Below are 18,049 nucleotides of genomic sequence, written 5' to 3'. Positions count from 1 at the left end.
TTTGAACACTTGAAGGGTTCACCCAGAGGCGCAGGCTTGTTCCTATCGTCGGTCTAGGCCAGATGCATTCTTTATCGGCGCTTGGGTGAAAGGAGGAGGGGTGAAATCTCCCACGGTCTGTACTGCGCGAACAGTCAGAATCGAGCTTTGTCCCTCCTCCTCCCTTCAAGTCCTACCATACAAGCGAGCTTGCGAAGGGGCCTTCATATCCAACATCCATGCAAACTGACCCACCGCTATCGCGAGCAAGCTCGCTCCCACATTAATTGGATCGGGGTACGACCGGGAGAGCCAGGTCGGCTGTCAGGCCGCCTCGCGAGCAAGCTTTGCTCCCACAGATCTGATGGTCCCCACAGATCTGATGAGGTGTACAACCGGGAGAGCCAGGTCGGCTACTAGGCCGCCTCGCGAGCAAGCTTTGCTCCCACAGATCTGATGGTCCCCACAGATCTGATGAGGTGTACAACCGGGAGAGCCAGGTCGGCTACTAGGCCGCCTCGCGAGCAAGCTTTGCTCCCACATATCTGATGGTTCCCACAGATCTGATGAGGTGTACAACCGGGAGAGCCAGGTCGGCTACTAGGCCGCCTCGCGAGCAAGCTTTGCTCCCACATATCTGATGGTTCCCACAGATCTGATGAGGTGTACAACCGGGAGAGCCAGGTCGGCTACTAGGCCGCCTCGCGAGCAAGCTTTGCTCCCACATATCTGATGGTTCCCACAGATCTGATGAGGTGTACAACCGGGAGAGCCAGGTCGGCTACTAGGCCGCCTCGCGGTGGACGTTGATCTCGGGCGCCCCGTTAACCACGATGGCCGAACGCAGGCATTGCGCAGTGGGCATCCCGGCATGGATGCCGGGATAGCCGCGCTGGGCCATGGATGGCCCTTCGCGGCGGGCCCACGGAGCAATGCCGGAGTGAGGGCATGCCGAGCCTAGGCGAGGCACCGAGTGGTGGGGCAGAAGCGTTTTGCTTACTTTTGCGCTTCTCAAAAGTGAGTCGCCGTCAGGGCGAAACCCTAAGCAGCCGTTACCGCAGCAATGGATATGTACTCACTCAACAAAATCCAGGCCCAACAAAATCCAGGCCAACTGTCAGGCCGCCATCGCGAGCAAGCTCGCTCCCACAATGGGACTGGGGGTGAACACAAGACTCATGAACACCCACACTGACCTACATATTCCCGAAAGCCCTGAACACACCGATCATGGCCGGACCAATGGCAACCAGGAAGAAGCTCGGCCACAGGCAGAAAATCAGCGGAAAGATCAGCTTGGTGCCAATCTTGGCGCCCATTTCTTCCGCAGCCTGGGTACGCCGGTCGCGAAACTCATCGGCGTAGATCCGCAGGGTATCGGCCACGCTGGTGCCGAATCGGATACTTTGCGCCAGCAGGCTGACCAGGCCCTGGATATCCTCCAGGCCAGTACGCACGGCCAGTTGCTTGAGGGCCTCGGTGCTGGTGATGCCCGCCCGGATCTGCGCATTGACCAGCGCCAGTTCCTCGGCCAGTTCGACCTGGCTGACCGACATCTCTTCAGCCACCCGTTCAATCGTTGTAGGCAGGGCCAGGCCCGACTCGACGCAAACCACCATCAGGTCCAGCGCATCCGGGAACGCGGCGCGCAGCCGGCCTTGGCGTGCCTGCTTGCGCTTGCCGACGTAGATCGCCGGCAGCAACCAACCGATGCCCGCCACGAGGGTCACCCCCAGCAAGCCGATAGCCACTGACACCTTGACCATCGGCAACAGCAACAACGCAACACCGACCAGCAACAGCGGCAGCATCAGGCGCACGGCCCAATACATCTGCACCGCCGAAGCAGAGCGGTAACCGGCGTGGGTGAGCAAGGTCTGGGTGGCCGACGCGTGGGCCTGGTCGGTCGAGGCAAAGCGCTGGCCGACCCGCTCCAGCAAGAGCTGCAGGTTACCGGGTGCCTCCTGCCCTGCGGTGTTGCCAGCATACCCGCGCTTGATCAGCGCCAGGCGCCGCTGCACCGGATCCTGCAGGCCCAACATCAACAGCAGGAGCGCGACGGCCGCCAACACTGCACTGAGGCCAATCGCGGCGATGAACAACAGGCGGGCCAGTTCTTCGTTGCCGGTAAACCGACTCAACAATCCGAGCAAAAAGTCCATGACTGATACCTCTCGGCGCGACAGCGCTTAAACCTGGATCCGGATGATCTTTCTTATCCAGAAAATCCCGATCAACATGGCGCAGAACGCGCCGATGATCAGCTTGTGCCCTATGGGGTCATTGATCAGCACCGGCATGTAGCTGGGGCTGGTGAGCACGATGGCGATCGCCAGCACGAACGGGATCGCCACCAGCACCCAGGCCGACATGCGCCCTTCGGCCGACAGCGTCCGAATCTTGCGCTGGAAACGAAAACGCCCACGAATCAAGCGGCTCAGGCGCTCCAGCACTTCGGTCAGGTTGCCGCCAGTCTCGCGGTGGATGAGGATCGAGGTCACCAGCATCATCACCGTCATGCTCGGCATGCGCTCCAGCAGGCCGAGCATGGCCCGGCGCACATCGTTGCCATAGTTGATGTCGGAAAACGTCATGCCGAATTCCTGGGCGACCGGCCCCTTATGCTCTTCGGCGACCAGACGCAGGGTTTCGTTGAACGGATGGCCGGCGCGCAGGGCCCGGCACATGGCGTCCAGCGCATCCGGCAAACCCTCCTCGAACGCAGCGAAACGCTTGTTACGGTCACGCAGGATTTTCAGCACCGGCACCCAGGTCACCGCGAATGCCGCCAGCAGCGCCATCCACCAGATGGGCGAGACCATCAGCACCAAGGCACCCGCCGCCACCCCCAGGGCCAGACCGAGCAGCATGACCCGATAAGCCCGGTATTCATGCCCGGCCTGCTCGATCAGTTGGGTCAGGTTGGCCATGAATGGCAGCTGTTCCAGGCGCGCTTCCAGGGGGGACAGGCGCGTCAGGTATTTCTGCCGCAACACGGTCTGCATGTTGGGCAAGTGGTTGGCTTTCTCCAGTACATGCAGGCGCCCGCGAATGCGCTTGCGCATCCTGCCGGCCTCGCCGAACACCGGCACCACCACGCCCTGGGACAGCAGGAATACGGCGATGAACACCATGCCAAGGAACATCAGGATGAATTCACTGGGGATATTGCTCATGACGTCCGGCCCTCCATCCACTCAGGGCGAAACAGAGTCAGCGGCAGTTCGATGCCGCGCTTGGCCAGCACATCGCGGAAGGCCGGGATCATCCCGCTGGGCCGATAATCCCCAAGCACCTCGCCATGCTCGCCGATGCCCTGGCGCACGAAGGAGAAAATCTCGGTCATGGTGATGATGTCCCCTTCCATCCCGTTGATCTCTTGCATGCTCACCACGCGTCGCTTGCCGTCTTCTTGACGCTCCAGTTGGATCACCACATCGATGGCCGAGGCAATTTGTTGACGCATGGCCTTGATCGGAAAAGTCGCCCCGGTCATCGACACCATGTTCTCGACTCGCCCCAACGCATCCCGTGCGGTGTTGGCGTGAATGGTGGTCAGCGAACCGTCGTGGCCGGTGTTCATCGCCGTGAGCATGTCCATCGCCTCGGCGCCACGCACCTCGCCAATGACAATGCGGTCCGGGCGCATCCGCAGGCTGTTGCGCACCAATTCCCGCTGGCCCACCTCGCCGCGCCCCTCGATGTTCGAAGGCCGGGTTTCCAGGCGCACTACGTGGGGCTGTTGCAGTTGCAGCTCGGCCGAATCCTCGATGGTGACGATGCGCTCGTTGTGGGGAATGAAACTGGACAGCACATTGAGCATGGTGGTCTTGCCGCTGCCGGTGCCGCCGGAGATCAGCACGTTCAGGCGTCCGCGAACAATGGCCTTGAGCAGCAAGGCAATGGCCGGGGTCATGGTGCCGACCTGGATCAGGCTGTCGGTGTTGAGCAGGTCCACGGCGAAGCGCCGGATCGACATGCTCGGACCGTCGATGGCCAGCGGTGGAATGATCGCGTTGACCCGCGAACCGTCCTTGAGCCGGGCGTCCACCAAGGGCGAGGACTCGTCGATACGCCGCCCCAGGCTCGAAACGATGCGGTCGATGATGTTCAGCAAATGCTGGTCGTCGCGAAAACGCACGTCGGTGCGTTGCAACTTGCCGAAGCGTTCGACGTAGACCGAGGCAAAGCCGTTGACCAGAATGTCGGACACGCTATGGTCAGCCAACAACGGTTCCAGCGGCCCGAGACCGAGCACTTCATCGGTGATCTGCTTGATGATCAATTGCCGACTGGCCGTACTCACCGGTGCCGAATGTTCCTCGAGCAGGCGCTGGCAGATATCGCGTATCTGCCGAGTGGCCTCGACGTGTTCGAGGGCATCGAGCAACGACAGGTCCATGACCTTGAGCAGTTGCTGGTAGATCTTCTCCCGCCATTCGGCCTCCACCGGCGTGACCTGGCTGCGGGTTTCGTAAAGCACGTCGGGGATGGCCTGCTCCCAGGCCATCAACGCGTCGGTCGGGTCCGGCAGGCCCTCCTCGGGCTGGGTGCCCGCTGAGGCGGCGGATTTGGCGGGCTGTTTGCGCAAGCGGTTACGAAAGTCGCTGATCATGGGTCATCCCCCGAAAAAACGGTTGAAGGCACGTTTAAGCAGGCCCTTGTCTGTGGCCATCTGGTGACCGACCAGGTCTTCGGTCAAATCGCGCAGGGCGGCGGTGATTGCCGCCTTCGGCGCATGCAGCCCCAACGGCACGCCAGTGTTCTGACTCTGGCTGACCAGGTTGAAGTCATTGGGCAATTTCAACAGGTTCGGGCAACGCAGGGCCTCGCCGATGTCCTTGAGGCTGACAGCGGCGTTTTTGTCATAGCGGTTGATCACGATCTGCAATTGATCCCCGCGCACGCCCAGGTCTTCGCGCAAGATCCGCACCAGGGCGCTGGCATCGCGCAGGTGGCTGACGCTCTGTTGCACCACCACGTACACCCGGTCCACCTGTTCCAGCACCGAGCCGGTGAGGTGATCGATCTGCCGCGGCAGGTCCACCACCACCCAGTCATAACTGGCGCGGGCCAGTTGCAACAGGGCGTCGAGCTGTTCGGGCTGGGCATCCTGGGGCAGGCACAACTCACCGGCCCGACCACCCAGCACATGCAGGGTCGGGCTGAAGTGGCTGCAAAAGCCCCGCAGCGCGACGCTGTCCATGTCGTCGACCTGTTGCAGTACTTCCAGATGACTGTGGGACTGCGCGACGTCCAGGTAATGGGTCACGCTGCCAAATTGCAGGTCCATGTCCAGCAGCAAGGTATTGCCTGCCCGGGCGCTGAGTTGCTGGGCCAGGTTGCACGCCACCAGGGTTCCGCCGGAGCCACCCTTGGCGCTGATCACCGCGATCAGCTTCCCTTCGTTGCCGCTGCCGAGGCGGACTTCCGTCACCAGGCGATTCAGGGCCGCCACCAATTCTGTATCGGCGATGGGCTCGGGCAGCACGTCCCGGGCGCCGGCCTGCATCGCCAGGCGCATGCCCTCCTGCTCACCCAAGGGACCACACACCAGCATCGGCGGACGTTCATGGGCCGGACGCTGCAGCAAGGCTGACAATTCTTCGCGCCACAGGTGGCTGACGCGCAGCAGCAACAGGTCGGGCATGCGGTCCAGGCCGTAGAGCGGGTCGACATGCCCGTTGCTGACCAGCCGCGTGCTGACCTCAAGGCCAGGCATGCGCTGGCAGACGCATTGCAGGTCGCGCAGGGACGTGGCATCGCGGCTGCTGATCAGTATCCGCAGCCCGGCTCTGCCAGTCGCGGTCGAAAGCGGAGTTTCCTTAGTGTTCAGCATGGTGTGATCTCCCCGGAATCGGAATGACGCCCAAGGCTTTCGCGTGGCAAGGTTGCCCTGAACGTGGGCAAGGTAATGGGCACGCCTAAGCCGGGAATGAACAGGTTGAAAACGAAGTTCTGCACGCTCAGCCGGACATAGCGGATGGCTCGAAAGCCGGTGGTGCCTGTGGTGTTGGCGGGGTTTGCCACCACGGCACCATTGACGTCCAGGTAGGTCAGGGCCAGGTTAGACGTCGCCAGGTTGCTGATCAGTTGACTGGTGCCGGCATCCGTCGCGGCGTTGAAGATGGCCCGACGCAACACCACCGGGTCGCTGACATTGCACACCGCTGCCAGGCGCGCACCGCGCCGCGCGGCTTCATCCAGCGCATTGACCGTGAAGTACAGCCGGCCCATTTCCACCACGCCGAACAGCAGGACGAACACCAGCAAGCCCACGAACGAGAACTCCACGATGTAGGTGCCGCGCATGTGTTTGTTATTCATCACAGCGCCCTCATGACGGTGGTTGCGACCAACTGGATGCCCAAGGGAATGGCATTGCCGAAAAGTCCTGGAATCGACCCCGTGCAGTTACCCGCACCAATCACCGGGCAGAAGGTGTAGGTAATAGTGACGCGCACATGATCGATGCCCTCCGCGGCGACCTGAACGTGAGTCGTGGTCAACCCTGACACCACGGCGGTGCCGGTAGCACTGGGAACGCCATACACCGCAACGTTTTTTGTCTGGGTCTGGAGCAGTACCTTGTTCACGTTAACGATGCCGTGGGTAGAATCCCACGCCTGGCTGGCGACGAAGCGCCCAGCATCGCGACTGGCCTGCAACAGCACGTTGTACTGGTAAAGCATGCGACCGAACTCGCCGAAGGCCAGCAGCAACAACAGCAGCAATGGCAACACCAGGGTGAATTCCACCAGCGCCACGCCTTGCTGGGCTTGCGCTGGTTTGAAATGAGAAAGTCCCATGACGCCTCCTACGAGTCAGTGCTCGGAGTGCCGCTGCCGTTGAGATAGGTTTTGTAGAGCTGGATGATCTGTGGGCCGGAGTCGGTGGACGGCGTCGGGCCAGGTACGTTGTCGCCCTCGCATTCCTGGACGAACTGGCCAAAGATGATCGACTCCGAACCACCGCCGTTCACCGGCTGCAGGACGAAATAGCAGCCGAACCCCAAGACCGGAATCGACGTCGAGCCGCTCAGCTTCCCGGCGCAATTGCCAATCACGATCTTCAGCATCCGGCGCTCGAAAACCCCGTTGCTTTCACAGCCGCTGGCGCCCCCCGCCACGCAGGCGGCGACCTTGGCCCGCCAGTCGTTATAGTCTTGTACCGCCTCGCCACCCGCCGAGAGATCGCCGTTGCTGGAGGTGATGAGCTGGCCTTTATATTGCGCCTGGGAGAGCGAATCGTTGTAGGTGATCGCCGGGGTGCCTGAGGACGTGACCAGGTCCGGTGGATAGTCTGAAGAACTGACCGGGCCGTTGTAGATACCGAAGCGCGTATTCAAGCCTTGGGAAGTTGGACCCGCTTTATTACCTGGCGCGGTCTGGACGTTGTCGCCGACGCTGCGGCAGACCGAGCCACCTCCGGCCAGGTCCTCCCGGACCGTTTTGCCGCCTGAGCCGAAATCCAGCAATTGGAAGTTGCCCGGGCCGACGGGCGAGGTGTTCCCCGCCGCCGTCTTCAAGACTTCCAGGTCGCCAAATTGATACCCCCAGAAGTTGCCGGCGGCCGGGTTGTATTGAGTGGGATCGCCACAGACCATCAACGGCGCCAGGTCACAAGGAGAGGTGGGGCTGGGACCGGCAGTGGCAATCGCCGCCACGCGCTTGTTGCCCAAGCCGACGCTGCCCATCGTTTGCACGAAGCTCCAGAAAAAACCGTTCAGTTGATAACTGGCCACCGACACCCGCACATATTTGGCATCGGCAGGCCCGGGGTAGGAGAACGGACCGTAGACGCTGCTGGACAGCTCCACCACGGCCAACGCACCCGGGTTGCCGGCGACCGCAGTGGCCAGCTCGGTGTTGCCCAAGGCATTGGCATTTCTGTTGAGCGTGTCCAGGGCCGCCGCGCGGGTGGTGCTGGCCATGTTGACGCCGCCACTCACCTGGCTCAGGGTCTTGGCACCGCCCAAGGCGGCGGCATCCACCGCATTTTGCAGGCGCGTCTTGTTCAGTAGCATGTGCCCGCCGTCGAGGGCCAACGCCGCCATCATGGAGATCGCCACCAGGGCAATCACCATCAGTACACTCACCGCCCCTCCCTGGCGCCGGATATTGGCATTCATCATCGAGCCCTCATTTACAACGTTTGAGGATCGGTATCGCCGCGGCCCGCAAGGGCCTGGCATGGAGGGTATTACTCAGCGGACATTGATCACACTGCTTTCAACTCCGCGGATCAGCGTGATCGCCCCGCCTTGCGGCTTGGCACTGCGCTGCACCGCAGGTTTTGGCGCCGGGGCGGCCGCCATGGCGATGACTGGCGCCGGGGTTGGCGGTGCAACGGCCACGGCCTTTTTTTCCAGGTTCAACGGGTTGCGCAAGGCCAATTGCAGTTTGCCCTCGGTCTGTGCAGTGACCAGCGCTTCCGCTTCGGTGGCCGACATTTCCAGCGTCACCGCCCGCACCACGACCGGCTGGGTCTTGTCGGTGCCCGCCGTCTGGTCCACCGCCAGCACCCGCAGGTTTTCCAGGATGGTCCGGGAGGTCGCGCTGTTGCTGCCGGCGCTGGTGGTCTTGGTGGCCAAGACATCGACCCGGTTGCCCGGCAAGAGGAAGCCGCCCACGCCGACCACATCATCCACGCGTACCGATATGGCGCGTTTGTCCGGCGCAATCAGCGAAGCCAGGGTGCTGCCACCCAAGTGCTCGCTCAGCCGCGCACCCCGCACGATGTCGCCACGCAGGATGTCGAAGGTGGCGATCTTGCCCACGGCCTGTTCGCTGGCATCGAAGGCGTCGTCCGGGATCGTATCCATGGGCATGCGCACGGTCGTGACTTGCTGGGCCTCGACCATTTGCCCGAAGGGGATTTCCACCGTGGCGACCACCACGCTTCGCAAGTGGTCATCGGGGGTCGCGTTGAGTCGCGCGCTCAACCAGGAGTCGGCCATCCATGCGGCACCAAGGCCCATTACCAGGGAAACGCCTATCAGCGGAAGCGTACGAGAGCTCATGTCGGTATCTCCAGATCAAAGGAAGTCGAGCTGAACGAAGTAGTTGTGCCAGGCCCATTCCAGCTCTTGCGCCGACAAGGGCCCGGAACCGCCCAGGTAACGCTGGCGGTCGAGCGCCATGTTCAACAGGTCACGGGGATGGCAAGGCACCAGCGGCATGCCTTCGCCTGCATACAGCCGCTGCAACACATAGCGCACCAGCAGCGGGTCATACGGGATGCCCAGGCGTTCGCACTCCTGGCGCCAGATTTGTTCGTATTCCTCAGGCTTGAGGTAGCCGAACTGCACTTTGTAGCCAATGCGCCGCAGGAAGGCCTCGTCGGCCAATTCGAGGGGATTGAGGTTGGTGGAAAACACCAGCACCAGGTCGAACGGCAGCTCGCAATGCCGCCCGCCGCCCAGGTTGATGAAGTCGCGCTTCTCCTCCATGGGCACGATCCAACGATTGAGCAACTCGGCCGGGGCCATGCGCTGGCGCCCCATGTCATCAATGATGAACAGGCCGTTGCTGGCCTTGAGCTGCAACGCCGCCTGGTATTGCCGGGTGAAGGGGTCGTAGCGCACGTCCAGCTGTTCCATGTTCAGCTCGCCGCCGGTGATGACGATCGGGCGTTTGCAGCACAGCAGCCGGCGGTCGATGCCTTCGTTGAGCATGAGGTTGTTCGATTGGCCGTTGTCATCCAGGCGCTGGTGCACCTGCGGGTCGTAGATCTCGATCACCGACTCGTTGATGACGATGGCATGGGGCACCCAGATCGCCTCGGCGAACAGCCGGATCAATCGGCTGCTGACATAGGTTTTGCCCGTGCCCGCCGGGCCGTAGATCATGATTGCCCGCCCGGAATTCAGAGCGACGCCCAACTGGTCGAGCATGCCTTGGCTCAGTACCAGGCCGGCCAGGGCCTGGTGCATGTCCTTGGCGGTGATGCGACCATGGTGAATGGTCTGGATCTTGATCAGCGAGCGATAGGTGCTCACCGGGAATGGCGCTGCGCCGATGTAGCCACTGCGGGCCAGGGCGTCACGCGCCGAACTGCGGCCGCGCTCGGTCAGGCCATAACGCAGCGTCTGTCCGCCCGGTTGCCCCAACTGGCCCAGCACTTCGACGCGACCGTCCTTGCGCAGGAACGCCAGGACTTCTTCCAGCACCGCGCCGGTCAGGGCCAGGCGCTCTACCAGCCGCGTCATGTCCAGCACACCGGCGTCGTGCAGGTGCTTGCACACCAGCTCACCGAGGAAACTGTCGCTCAGGCCGGTGTCGCGAATGGTGCAGGGCTGTGGCGCCAGGCGTTGTACCGCTTCCCGTTCGCTGGGGTAGGCATCGCTATCGTTGATGACGTGCATGACTAGACTCCCCAGCCGCCGGCAACCAGTTGCCAGTAGACGCTGTTCAAAGTACCGATCAGGATCGCAATCGAATAAGGAAAGGGTTTGCCGGCCACTTCATCGGAAGTCGGCGCCAGATAGGACTGGGCTCGCACAATCAGCCAGTAGCGCCCCAGGGTCTGGAGCAGTTGGCCACGGGCCAGGACGATCAGGAAACCGCACACACCGCCGGCGATCAGGCTGAACAGCGCCGCCCACAGTGCGTAATGAAAAGGCAGGAAGCTGCCGACCATGGTCATCAGCTTGACATCACCGGCAGCCATGCCACCGACCGCATACATGGGCAGGAACAACCCGAAACAGATCAGCATGCCCAACAGGCTGTCGCCCAGGCCGCCGAGCCCACCGGTATAAACCTGGCCGGCCAACCCCAGGGCAAGGCCCAACAGGACCAGCGTGTTGGGGATGCGGTGGCGACGCAGATCGCTCACCACCGCCACACCCAGCAGTCCTACCAGCAGTACCGTCGACACCAGCAATTCCATGGACATGATGCGTCTCCCTAGGGGTGGTTAGGCGCAGGCAGAGCCTTTAACTGCGGCGCAGAGTGCGGTGATCCGAGCGTTCACCTCAGTGCCCAATAGAACGAACATCGCCGCAACCGCCACCGTAATCAGCCCACCGGCCACGGCATATTCCACAATGGTCAGGCCATCTTCATCGTCGATAAACTTAACTATCGAAGTTCTGAGTTTTTGAACTTTCATATCATTTACCTCATTTCAAAGGTGATAAAACAGGCTGATAAAGAACAACGTGAAGCCCATTGAGCAATTACTTCGAAGCGTTATCAGACAATGCTGAAAGCGGCGCCTTGATGGGCTTCATCCCATTCCCAAAAGGGAGCGGTTGTCAGCAGGCGCCGCCCTTGACCGCGGCGCAGAGTGCGGTAATCCGGGTGTTCACAGCGCTACCCAGCAAGACGAACATTGCCGCCACAGCCACCGTGATCAACCCACCGGCCACGGCGTATTCCACAATGGTCAGGCCGTCTTCATCTTTGGCGAACTTCAGTACCGAAGCCTTGATTGTTTGAAGATTCATTTCGCACACCTCATCGGGATTGTTTTCTCAAGGGGCAGTGCATTGCGAACTGCCTGATGCAACCCTAGTCAGCAGGTGGTCATAGCCGTTAGGAGGATTTTGCACATCGCTAGGATTTTTTTGCGGGGATGGAAAAGGCGCCAGGGGGCGGGAAATCCATCCGTGCCGCAGCGCAAACGGGCGCTCGCCGGCATCCCGTGACGAGGGTGGCGCTAAAAGATCGAATTTTTATAAAAAATTATTCGGCGAAGTGATGGCACAGTGACAATACTGCTAGCTAAAGGGCAGTAAGCACCTGTGAGTAGTCGTCCTATGACGTTCAATCCGACTGGAAAGCCAAAGCTGTTATGGTTCGATCTGACCCATGATCGGTCCACCAAGGAACTCGCCTCCCAGTTTCAGGACACGTGCGACTGCACGCTGGCAAAAAACGCCATGCTGCCCAGCGGGGAACAGGTCGACATGATCTGCATCCACTTCGATCGCCCGGACACACCAGGCTTGCGGCGCCTGCTGGAGATCAAGCGAACCGTTCCGACCATCCCCATCACCATGTTCACCGTGCAGCACTCCGAAGAACTGGCGGTGTGGGCCATGCGCTCCAGCGTCTGGGAATACATGGTGCTGCCCCTGACTACCGCCGAGAGAAAGCGCTACCTGACAGCCGTGGTGCAACTGTGCGAGCTGCGCCGCAATACCCATGGCCGGGGAAAGACCTCGCAGATCGACCACTCCCCGACCCTGCCGGACAGCATTCGCCTGACCTCCGGGCACCAGAAGCACCAGGCCCTCAGCCACATCATGCTGTACATCGACCAGCATTTTCGCGAAAGCATCGATCAGCGCGATCTGGCCAAGCGCTGCGGCATGACCACATTTCGCTTCAGCCGGGTGTTCAAGGAAGCCAATGGGCTCGGCTTCACCGACTACGTGCTGAACAAACGCATGAGCTTTGCCAAGGAACTGCTCGACAACAGCCAGATGCCCATCACCAGCATCGGTTATGAGGCTGGCTTCAAGGACCCGTCCTACTTCGCCCGCGCCTTCAAGCAATACGCCAGTTGCACCCCCAGTGAATACCGTCTCGCGTACCAGATGCGCAGCGCAAGTCCTGCACCGGCGCCTGCGGATGAGGCGGCTCTGGAAGCGATTGAAAACCTGGTGCACAGCCTGAGGGGTGAGCGTGTTCAGCAAAGCACGTAGTCAGTGCGCAGCACCCAGGCTCACGGGGCGAGCTTTCTTCTCTCGATAGGAATGGACAGGACAATGCTGGTACGCGTCTCTCCGTACGCGTTGATTTTCGCAATAATGTCTTCGATCTCAGCCATGGATCTGGCGTAGATCCGGATCAGGTAGGAGTCGTTTCCCGTGATGTGCAGGCACTCAACGACTTCGGGTATGTCGGTGAGCGTCGCGATCAGTTTGGATTTCGCCGGCTTGAGGGTGGTGATGCCGACGACAGCCGATATGCCGTACCCCAGTTTGGTGGGATCTAACTGAGCGCAATAGCCCTTGATGACCCCTGAGTCTTCAAGTTTGCGCAACCTGTCATTGGTGGCAGGAATAGAAAGACCCGCGTGCTTGGAAAGCTCTGTGATGGAAATGCGACCACAGTCCTGTACCTTACCCAGGATTTTGACGTCTATACGATCCATGTGCGTTTTCCCCGGTTAAAAGTATAAATTTTAATGAAAAGACCGCGTTTTTCATTAAAAAAAGCATGCACCAAAATAAAGCAGGACGCTAGTCTATTTCCAGCCTGAAAGCCTGAGGGCAATCAATAGCCCTGCTCTTTAGCGTGACGCACTCATAATAAAATATTCTCTCCAGGGATGGTATTCGCATGGAAGATGAAAAGATAAAGTGTGAAAAAAAGTCATACTCTTTCACCCAGCACATTGGCACGCAAGTACTAAATCTTCGCCGCTTCAAGAAGGACCAGATCCTGATGTACTTGACGGGTGTCGGTTTCTTTTCGCTGGGTGCCAAGTGCTTCATCATCAGTCAACTGGGCACCGATCCATTAGACGTCTTGATCATTTCTATCGATAAAATACTTATGCTTGGCATGGGCATTTGTTCGGCTATCGTGTCCCTCTTCTTCCTCACATGGTGGATGCTCTGGAACAAAAAATACCCGCCGATAAGTCCCTTTATTACAACAACACTGACCGGTCTATTGATTGATCTCTGGTCATGGTTGGGGCTCGGAGAGTATTTGATCGCAAGAATGAATGAGTACACGTTATTGGCGACGGGGCTGATGTTATGCGCCTACTCCTCCGCGCTGATCATCATGAGCGGTATTGGAATCAGAATCATGGACCTCGTGGTCCTGACCATGGTCTCCAAGTGGGGCTGGTCATTCACCAAAGCCAAAATGATCATTGAAATCGGCATCTTTTCGAGCGGATGGCTTTTAGGCGGCCCGTTCGGCGTGGGAACGATTGCATTCCTGCTAGTGATCGGCCCGCTTATTCAACCCTTCATGAACATGAATGCCAAGCGCTTTTCTCTCAAGAACTATGGATTGATTCGCGCTTCATCCGCCTACTAATACCCATAAAAATAGTTGCCATCCATGGCAGCCGGATTGTTTCGCCTCGACTTTTTCAACCGATGATATTGATAGCAACTTCCGTGATGAGGAGTGAGAAAGATGGACACTACAAAAAATAAAAACTGGACCTTGGAAAGCAGCCCGGCAAAACTGGAAGAAATACTTCCGGGGGGCGTCGTCAAGTGTCATCTCTCCCCGCGAAATTGTGTCATACAGGAGGGCAAGGTAGGTTTTTGCAAAGTGCGCGGAAACCGCGGCGGCAGACTCGTTACATTGAACTACGGCAAAGGCGTTCACAGCACAGAAGAAACGATAGAAACCGAAGCCGTTTTCCACTTTGCCCCTGGAGAGCGGATCCTGTCCCTGGGCAATATCGGCTGCATGCTCAACTGCGGTTATTGCCACAACTGGAAGACTTCACAAGCCAAGTACGTCACCGACAAAGACGTTTACTACTACACCCCTGAACAAGTTGTGGAAACCGCACTCAAGCACGGAATACGCGTCATTTCCTGGACGTATAACGATCCGGTTGTCTGGCATGAATTCATTCTCGACACGGCAAAGCTGGCCAAGGAAGCGGGCCTGATCAACCTGTATAAATCGGCGTTCTTTATCAGTGAAGAAGCCATTGATGAATTATTGCCGGTCATCGATATTTTCTCGATTTCGCTGAAATCCATTTCCCCGGAATACTACCGCAAGGTCACCACCGGCTGGGTAGAGCCAGTCCTCGCCGGCATCAAGAAAGTCTATGACGCTGGCAAATATGTTGAGGTCAGCACCTTGATGGTGACCGACATCAGCGACGACGAGGAAACGGCCCGGAAAATCAGCCAGTGGGTCTTGGATGAACTGGGCCCGAATGTGCCGCTGCACTTCGTCAGGTTCCACCCCGATTACAAGATGAGCAACAGCATCCGCACCCCTGTGGACCGTCTGCTGAAGGCTCGGGACGTTGCTCGGAGCATGGGCGTTGAGCATGTCTACCTGGGCAACGTGAATGACGTCGAGGGAACCAATACCAGCTGCAACAACTGTAACGCCCTGCTCGTCACCCGTTATGGCTTGAACGCTGAAATCATCGGGCTGGACAGCAAGGGTTGCTGCTCTCAATGCGGGCACGACGCGCATTTCAAATTACTCGGCGAGCATCAGGCGAACGCCCCCGTCGAGCTGCGAGAGGACGCGCTGGCCGCTTACGAGAAACGCAAGTTCGAGTGGCATGGGGATATCGTGTCGCTGCATGCCCAAGTGCTGAATACCGAAGATTTCGAACAGACCGTCTACCTGCGGCGCAATTATACGGACGGGCACAACAGCGATTGGAAATCACTGACGCTGCGGCCGCATGAAAGCTATCGATTCATTATTGCCAAGGCACGCATCGATGAAACCGGTCCTGAGGTCTGGCTTCCCAACGGCGTGAACTCGAACCTTCATGAAGTATTCGACAGGGCTCACTTCCCGACGGAGTCGATTGAAGAGATTGGTATTTCGCAAAATGACATCACCCCGACCATTGGTTATGAGGGCAAGCAGAACATGTATGAACAGGTCATCAAACTGGTCAGCCAAGCATGAAAGTGTCTACTGAAATACTTCATATCAAGGTCGATGACCGGGACGCTCGCCCTTCGGTAACGCCCATTTATCAGTGCAGTGCTTTCAGTGCTGACTCAGCCTTCTTCTACTCAAGGAAGGCCAATCCCAATGTGACTGAACTGGAGCAGGTCGTCGCCTCCCTGGAGGGCAGCGAATATGCCCTGGCCTACAGCACCGGGATGAGCGCCATCTACATGGTGTTGGAACTGTTGAAACCGGGTGCTTCGCTGGTCATCAACAAATACATCTATGGCTGCTCTTATAAACTGTTCCAGCGGTATGCGGCACGCATTGGCGCAGACCTGACGATTCTGGATCTCACCACGGCAGACGGGTTGAAGGCATTGCCGGCGAACGTCGACATGGTCATTTTCGAAACACCGACCAATCCGTTCCTCAAAGACATTGATATTCATGCGGTCAGCCGGGCCGTCAAGCAAATCAACCCGCAGGCGCTGGTGGTCGTTGACAATACCTGGGCCACGCCGATATTCCAGAAGCCGTTGAATTTTGGCGCCGACATTTCCCTATACAGCGCAACCAAATACTTCTCTGGGCATAGCGATGTCATGGGCGGCCTGGTGCTGGTCAACAACGAGAAGATTTATAACCGCCTGCTTGAAGGCCGCTTTTATTCAGGCACGATATTAACCCCCAATAGCGCATGGCTGCTTCGCAGAAGCATGCAGACATTCAACCTGCGCATGGAGAAACACAGCCAGACGACATCCAGCATGCTCAACTATCTGCGCGAGCTGCCTTTTATTGAGCATGTCTATTACCCACGCGTGGATGGCAAACAGCTGACCGGTTATGGCGGCATTGTGTTTGTTGATATTCGGCCCGATCTGGTTCCCTTCTACAAAACGTTCACCAGCGCGCTCAAATGGTTTGGCACAGGCACCGGAATGGCCTGCGTGACGTCGATGGTCGCCCAGCCCTTCAGTGGCAGCCATGCCTCGATGACGGATCGGGAAAAAGCGGACATGGGCATCGAGAAAGGCCTGGTTCGATTGTGCTTTGGCCTGGAGGACCTGGATGACCTCAAGGAAGACCTGCTGCAGGCATTCGAAGCCATGGAGAGCCAGGTCGATCAAGAACGCTCACTCGATCCTGCGTAGCGGGTGTTGATCATGAGCAACGGGCCTTCAATGGCTCGTTGCTTTTTTTATGGAGAAGCGAAGTGTCCAGCGCATTCGAAAACATGATATTCGACGACCCCATCCTGAACGTCATCCACCTACTAAACTCCATTGCTCAAGAAAACCCGGAGGCCATTTCACTGGCCTCCGGTCGACCCGATGATGAGCAGTGCGACCCTTTGCTCATCGACAGGGGCCTGGCCCAATACAAAAATCACGTTGCCGGCACCGAACAGTCACTGGCGACGCTGCTTTGCCAATATGGAAAAACCTCTGGAATCATCAATGAAATAATCGCCAGCCATTTGCAGGTGGATGAAGCGATCAACGTATCCAACCCTGAAAGCATTGTGGTGTGCATGGGCTTTCAAGAAGCCTGCACCTTGACGCTCCTGTCCATTTTTGACGGCGGTGGGGTTTTATTGGTACCTGACCCGGTGTTTTCCGGGATCACGGGGATCGCAAAATTGCTGGGGATAAAAATAGTCCCCGTCCCCATGACGGTCTTTCTTGATCCAATCGCCCTGCGCAGGCTCATCGAAGCACTGGAATCCAGAGGTGAAAGAATCAAGGCACTTTATGCAATTGCGGACTTTAGCAATCCTACCGCCGACAGCCTTTCCCATGACGGCAGGAGAGCCATGCTCTCCCTGGCCGATGAAAAGAACTTTTTCATCCTCGAAGACACTGCCTACCGTTACTTCAGGTACGAAGGCGATGCCATTGCGTCCATGAAGTCCATCGACAGCCGTCGGGTGTTCTTGCTGGGCTCCTTTGCCAAATCGATTTTCCCGGGCTTGCGCATGGGCTATGTGGTCGCCCCAGAGGGCGCTGGGGTCATGTCCTTCAGCGGCCGATTGTGCAAGGCCAAAAGCCTGATCACGGTGAATACCCCGGCCCTGTGCCAAGCGGTTGTCGCAGGCTTGCTGATCGAGCACGACTACTCGTTGAAAGGGCTGAACCAACCCAGGGTGTTGTCTTACACAAAGAAAAGAAATCACATGCTTGAATGCCTTGAGCGCGAATTCCCATTCAAGGTCGGCGCCCAAAGAGCGGTCAGCTGGAATCACCCGGCAGGCGGCTTCTTCATCAATGTGCAGCTGCCTTTCGTCTTTGGATATTCTGAAATGCGCGAATGCGCCAGGCTGTTCAAGGTGATTGTATTTCCCACCAGCTTGTTTTCACTGATGAATGAGGCCACCACCCAGGTCAGGCTGTCGTTCAGCAATGCAACCACCTCGCAAATCACCCAGGCGATAAGCCGTTTCAGGGCGTACGTCGAGTTCAGGTTGCAATAAAACGTCTGCATGC

18 protein-coding genes are annotated in these 18,049 nt (G+C 58.6%); 5 read left to right on the top strand and 13 right to left on the bottom strand.

Translation table 11 applies throughout. From position 1 onward, the window contains the following. Nucleotides 1-1,175 precede the first annotated feature (1,175 nt). From B0E42_RS21605 to B0E42_RS21550, 12 genes are all read right to left on the bottom strand, one after another. Nucleotides 1,176-2,141: a type II secretion system F family protein gene (locus B0E42_RS21605; protein ID WP_046063665.1), complete on the bottom strand. Its 966-nt coding sequence runs from the start codon at nucleotides 2,139-2,141 to the stop codon at nucleotides 1,176-1,178. A 27-nt stretch (nucleotides 2,142-2,168) separates the two neighbouring features. Then, nucleotides 2,169-3,155: a type II secretion system F family protein gene (locus B0E42_RS21600; protein ID WP_053181006.1), complete on the bottom strand. Its 987-nt coding sequence runs from the start codon at nucleotides 3,153-3,155 to the stop codon at nucleotides 2,169-2,171. Then, nucleotides 3,152-4,594: a CpaF family protein gene (locus B0E42_RS21595; protein ID WP_077507290.1), complete on the bottom strand. Its 1,443-nt coding sequence runs from the start codon at nucleotides 4,592-4,594 to the stop codon at nucleotides 3,152-3,154. The genes B0E42_RS21600 and B0E42_RS21595 overlap by 4 nt, the downstream gene beginning before the upstream one ends. A 3-nt stretch (nucleotides 4,595-4,597) precedes the next feature. Then, nucleotides 4,598-5,818, bottom strand: coding sequence for an AAA family ATPase (locus tag B0E42_RS21590; RefSeq protein ID WP_053181012.1), 1,221 nt, complete (start codon nucleotides 5,816-5,818; stop codon nucleotides 4,598-4,600). After that, entirely contained in the window at nucleotides 5,812-6,306 is a 495-nt protein-coding gene (locus B0E42_RS21585) for a TadE/TadG family type IV pilus assembly protein (protein ID WP_053181014.1), read from the bottom strand. The genes B0E42_RS21590 and B0E42_RS21585 overlap by 7 nt, the downstream gene beginning before the upstream one ends. After that, the gene (locus tag B0E42_RS21580; protein ID WP_053181018.1) at nucleotides 6,306-6,788 is read right to left on the bottom strand and encodes a TadE/TadG family type IV pilus assembly protein; all 483 of its coding nucleotides are present in this window, start codon (nucleotides 6,786-6,788) and stop codon (nucleotides 6,306-6,308) included. Before B0E42_RS21580 ends, B0E42_RS21585 begins: the two co-directional genes overlap by 1 nt. Nucleotides 6,789-6,796: 8 nt before the next feature. Further along, complete coding sequence (locus tag B0E42_RS21575; RefSeq protein WP_077507289.1) at nucleotides 6,797-8,113, bottom strand: TadE/TadG family type IV pilus assembly protein; 1,317 nt, start codon at nucleotides 8,111-8,113, stop codon at nucleotides 6,797-6,799. Between the two features lie 72 nt (nucleotides 8,114-8,185). After that, entirely contained in the window at nucleotides 8,186-9,001 is an 816-nt protein-coding gene (cpaB, locus tag B0E42_RS21570) for a Flp pilus assembly protein CpaB (protein ID WP_077507288.1), read from the bottom strand. A 15-nt stretch (nucleotides 9,002-9,016) separates the two neighbouring features. After that, complete coding sequence (locus B0E42_RS21565) at nucleotides 9,017-10,345, bottom strand: AAA family ATPase (protein ID WP_053181023.1); 1,329 nt, start codon at nucleotides 10,343-10,345, stop codon at nucleotides 9,017-9,019. Nucleotides 10,346-10,347: 2 nt separating this feature from the next. Then, on the bottom strand, nucleotides 10,348-10,878 hold the full coding sequence (locus B0E42_RS21560) for a prepilin peptidase (protein ID WP_014339542.1): 531 nt from the start codon (nucleotides 10,876-10,878) through the stop codon (nucleotides 10,348-10,350). A gap of 21 nt (nucleotides 10,879-10,899) precedes the next feature. Beyond that, a complete protein-coding gene (locus B0E42_RS21555) occupies nucleotides 10,900-11,094 on the bottom strand; it encodes a Flp family type IVb pilin (RefSeq protein ID WP_077507287.1) in 195 nt (64 codons plus the stop codon). A gap of 145 nt (nucleotides 11,095-11,239) precedes the next feature. Next, complete coding sequence (locus B0E42_RS21550) at nucleotides 11,240-11,431, bottom strand: Flp family type IVb pilin (RefSeq protein ID WP_053181029.1); 192 nt, start codon at nucleotides 11,429-11,431, stop codon at nucleotides 11,240-11,242. A 312-nt stretch (nucleotides 11,432-11,743) separates the two neighbouring features. On the opposite strand from B0E42_RS21550, the gene B0E42_RS21545 reads away from it, so the two are divergent. Continuing rightward, nucleotides 11,744-12,634 (top strand): DNA-binding response regulator, encoded by an 891-nt coding sequence (locus tag B0E42_RS21545; RefSeq protein WP_077507286.1) that lies wholly within the window; start codon nucleotides 11,744-11,746, stop codon nucleotides 12,632-12,634. A gap of 20 nt (nucleotides 12,635-12,654) precedes the next feature. On the opposite strand, the gene B0E42_RS21540 is transcribed toward B0E42_RS21545, so the two are convergent. After that, on the bottom strand, nucleotides 12,655-13,086 hold the full coding sequence (locus B0E42_RS21540; RefSeq protein ID WP_003204346.1) for an Lrp/AsnC family transcriptional regulator: 432 nt from the start codon (nucleotides 13,084-13,086) through the stop codon (nucleotides 12,655-12,657). Nucleotides 13,087-13,274: 188 nt separating this feature from the next. Between B0E42_RS21540 and B0E42_RS21535 the strand changes: the two genes are divergently transcribed. From B0E42_RS21535 to B0E42_RS21520, 4 genes are all read left to right on the top strand, one after another. After that, nucleotides 13,275-13,988 (top strand): YitT family protein, encoded by a 714-nt coding sequence (locus B0E42_RS21535; protein ID WP_077507285.1) that lies wholly within the window; start codon nucleotides 13,275-13,277, stop codon nucleotides 13,986-13,988. Nucleotides 13,989-14,090: 102 nt separating this feature from the next. Next, nucleotides 14,091-15,575 (top strand): AmmeMemoRadiSam system radical SAM enzyme, encoded by a 1,485-nt coding sequence (gene amrS, locus B0E42_RS21530; protein ID WP_077507284.1) that lies wholly within the window; start codon nucleotides 14,091-14,093, stop codon nucleotides 15,573-15,575. Then, entirely contained in the window at nucleotides 15,572-16,717 is a 1,146-nt protein-coding gene (locus B0E42_RS21525; protein ID WP_053181039.1) for a PLP-dependent transferase, read from the top strand. The genes amrS and B0E42_RS21525 overlap by 4 nt, the downstream gene beginning before the upstream one ends. A gap of 62 nt (nucleotides 16,718-16,779) precedes the next feature. After that, on the top strand, nucleotides 16,780-18,036 hold the full coding sequence (locus B0E42_RS21520) for a PLP-dependent aminotransferase family protein (protein WP_053181042.1): 1,257 nt from the start codon (nucleotides 16,780-16,782) through the stop codon (nucleotides 18,034-18,036). The last annotated feature ends 13 nt before the right edge of the window (nucleotides 18,037-18,049 follow it).

This window comes from Pseudomonas sp. A25(2017) (assembly GCF_002001065.1).
Classification (GTDB): Bacteria; Pseudomonadota; Gammaproteobacteria; order Pseudomonadales; family Pseudomonadaceae; genus Aquipseudomonas; species Aquipseudomonas kilonensis.
This window is presented reverse-complemented; position numbering and strand designations above follow the sequence as displayed.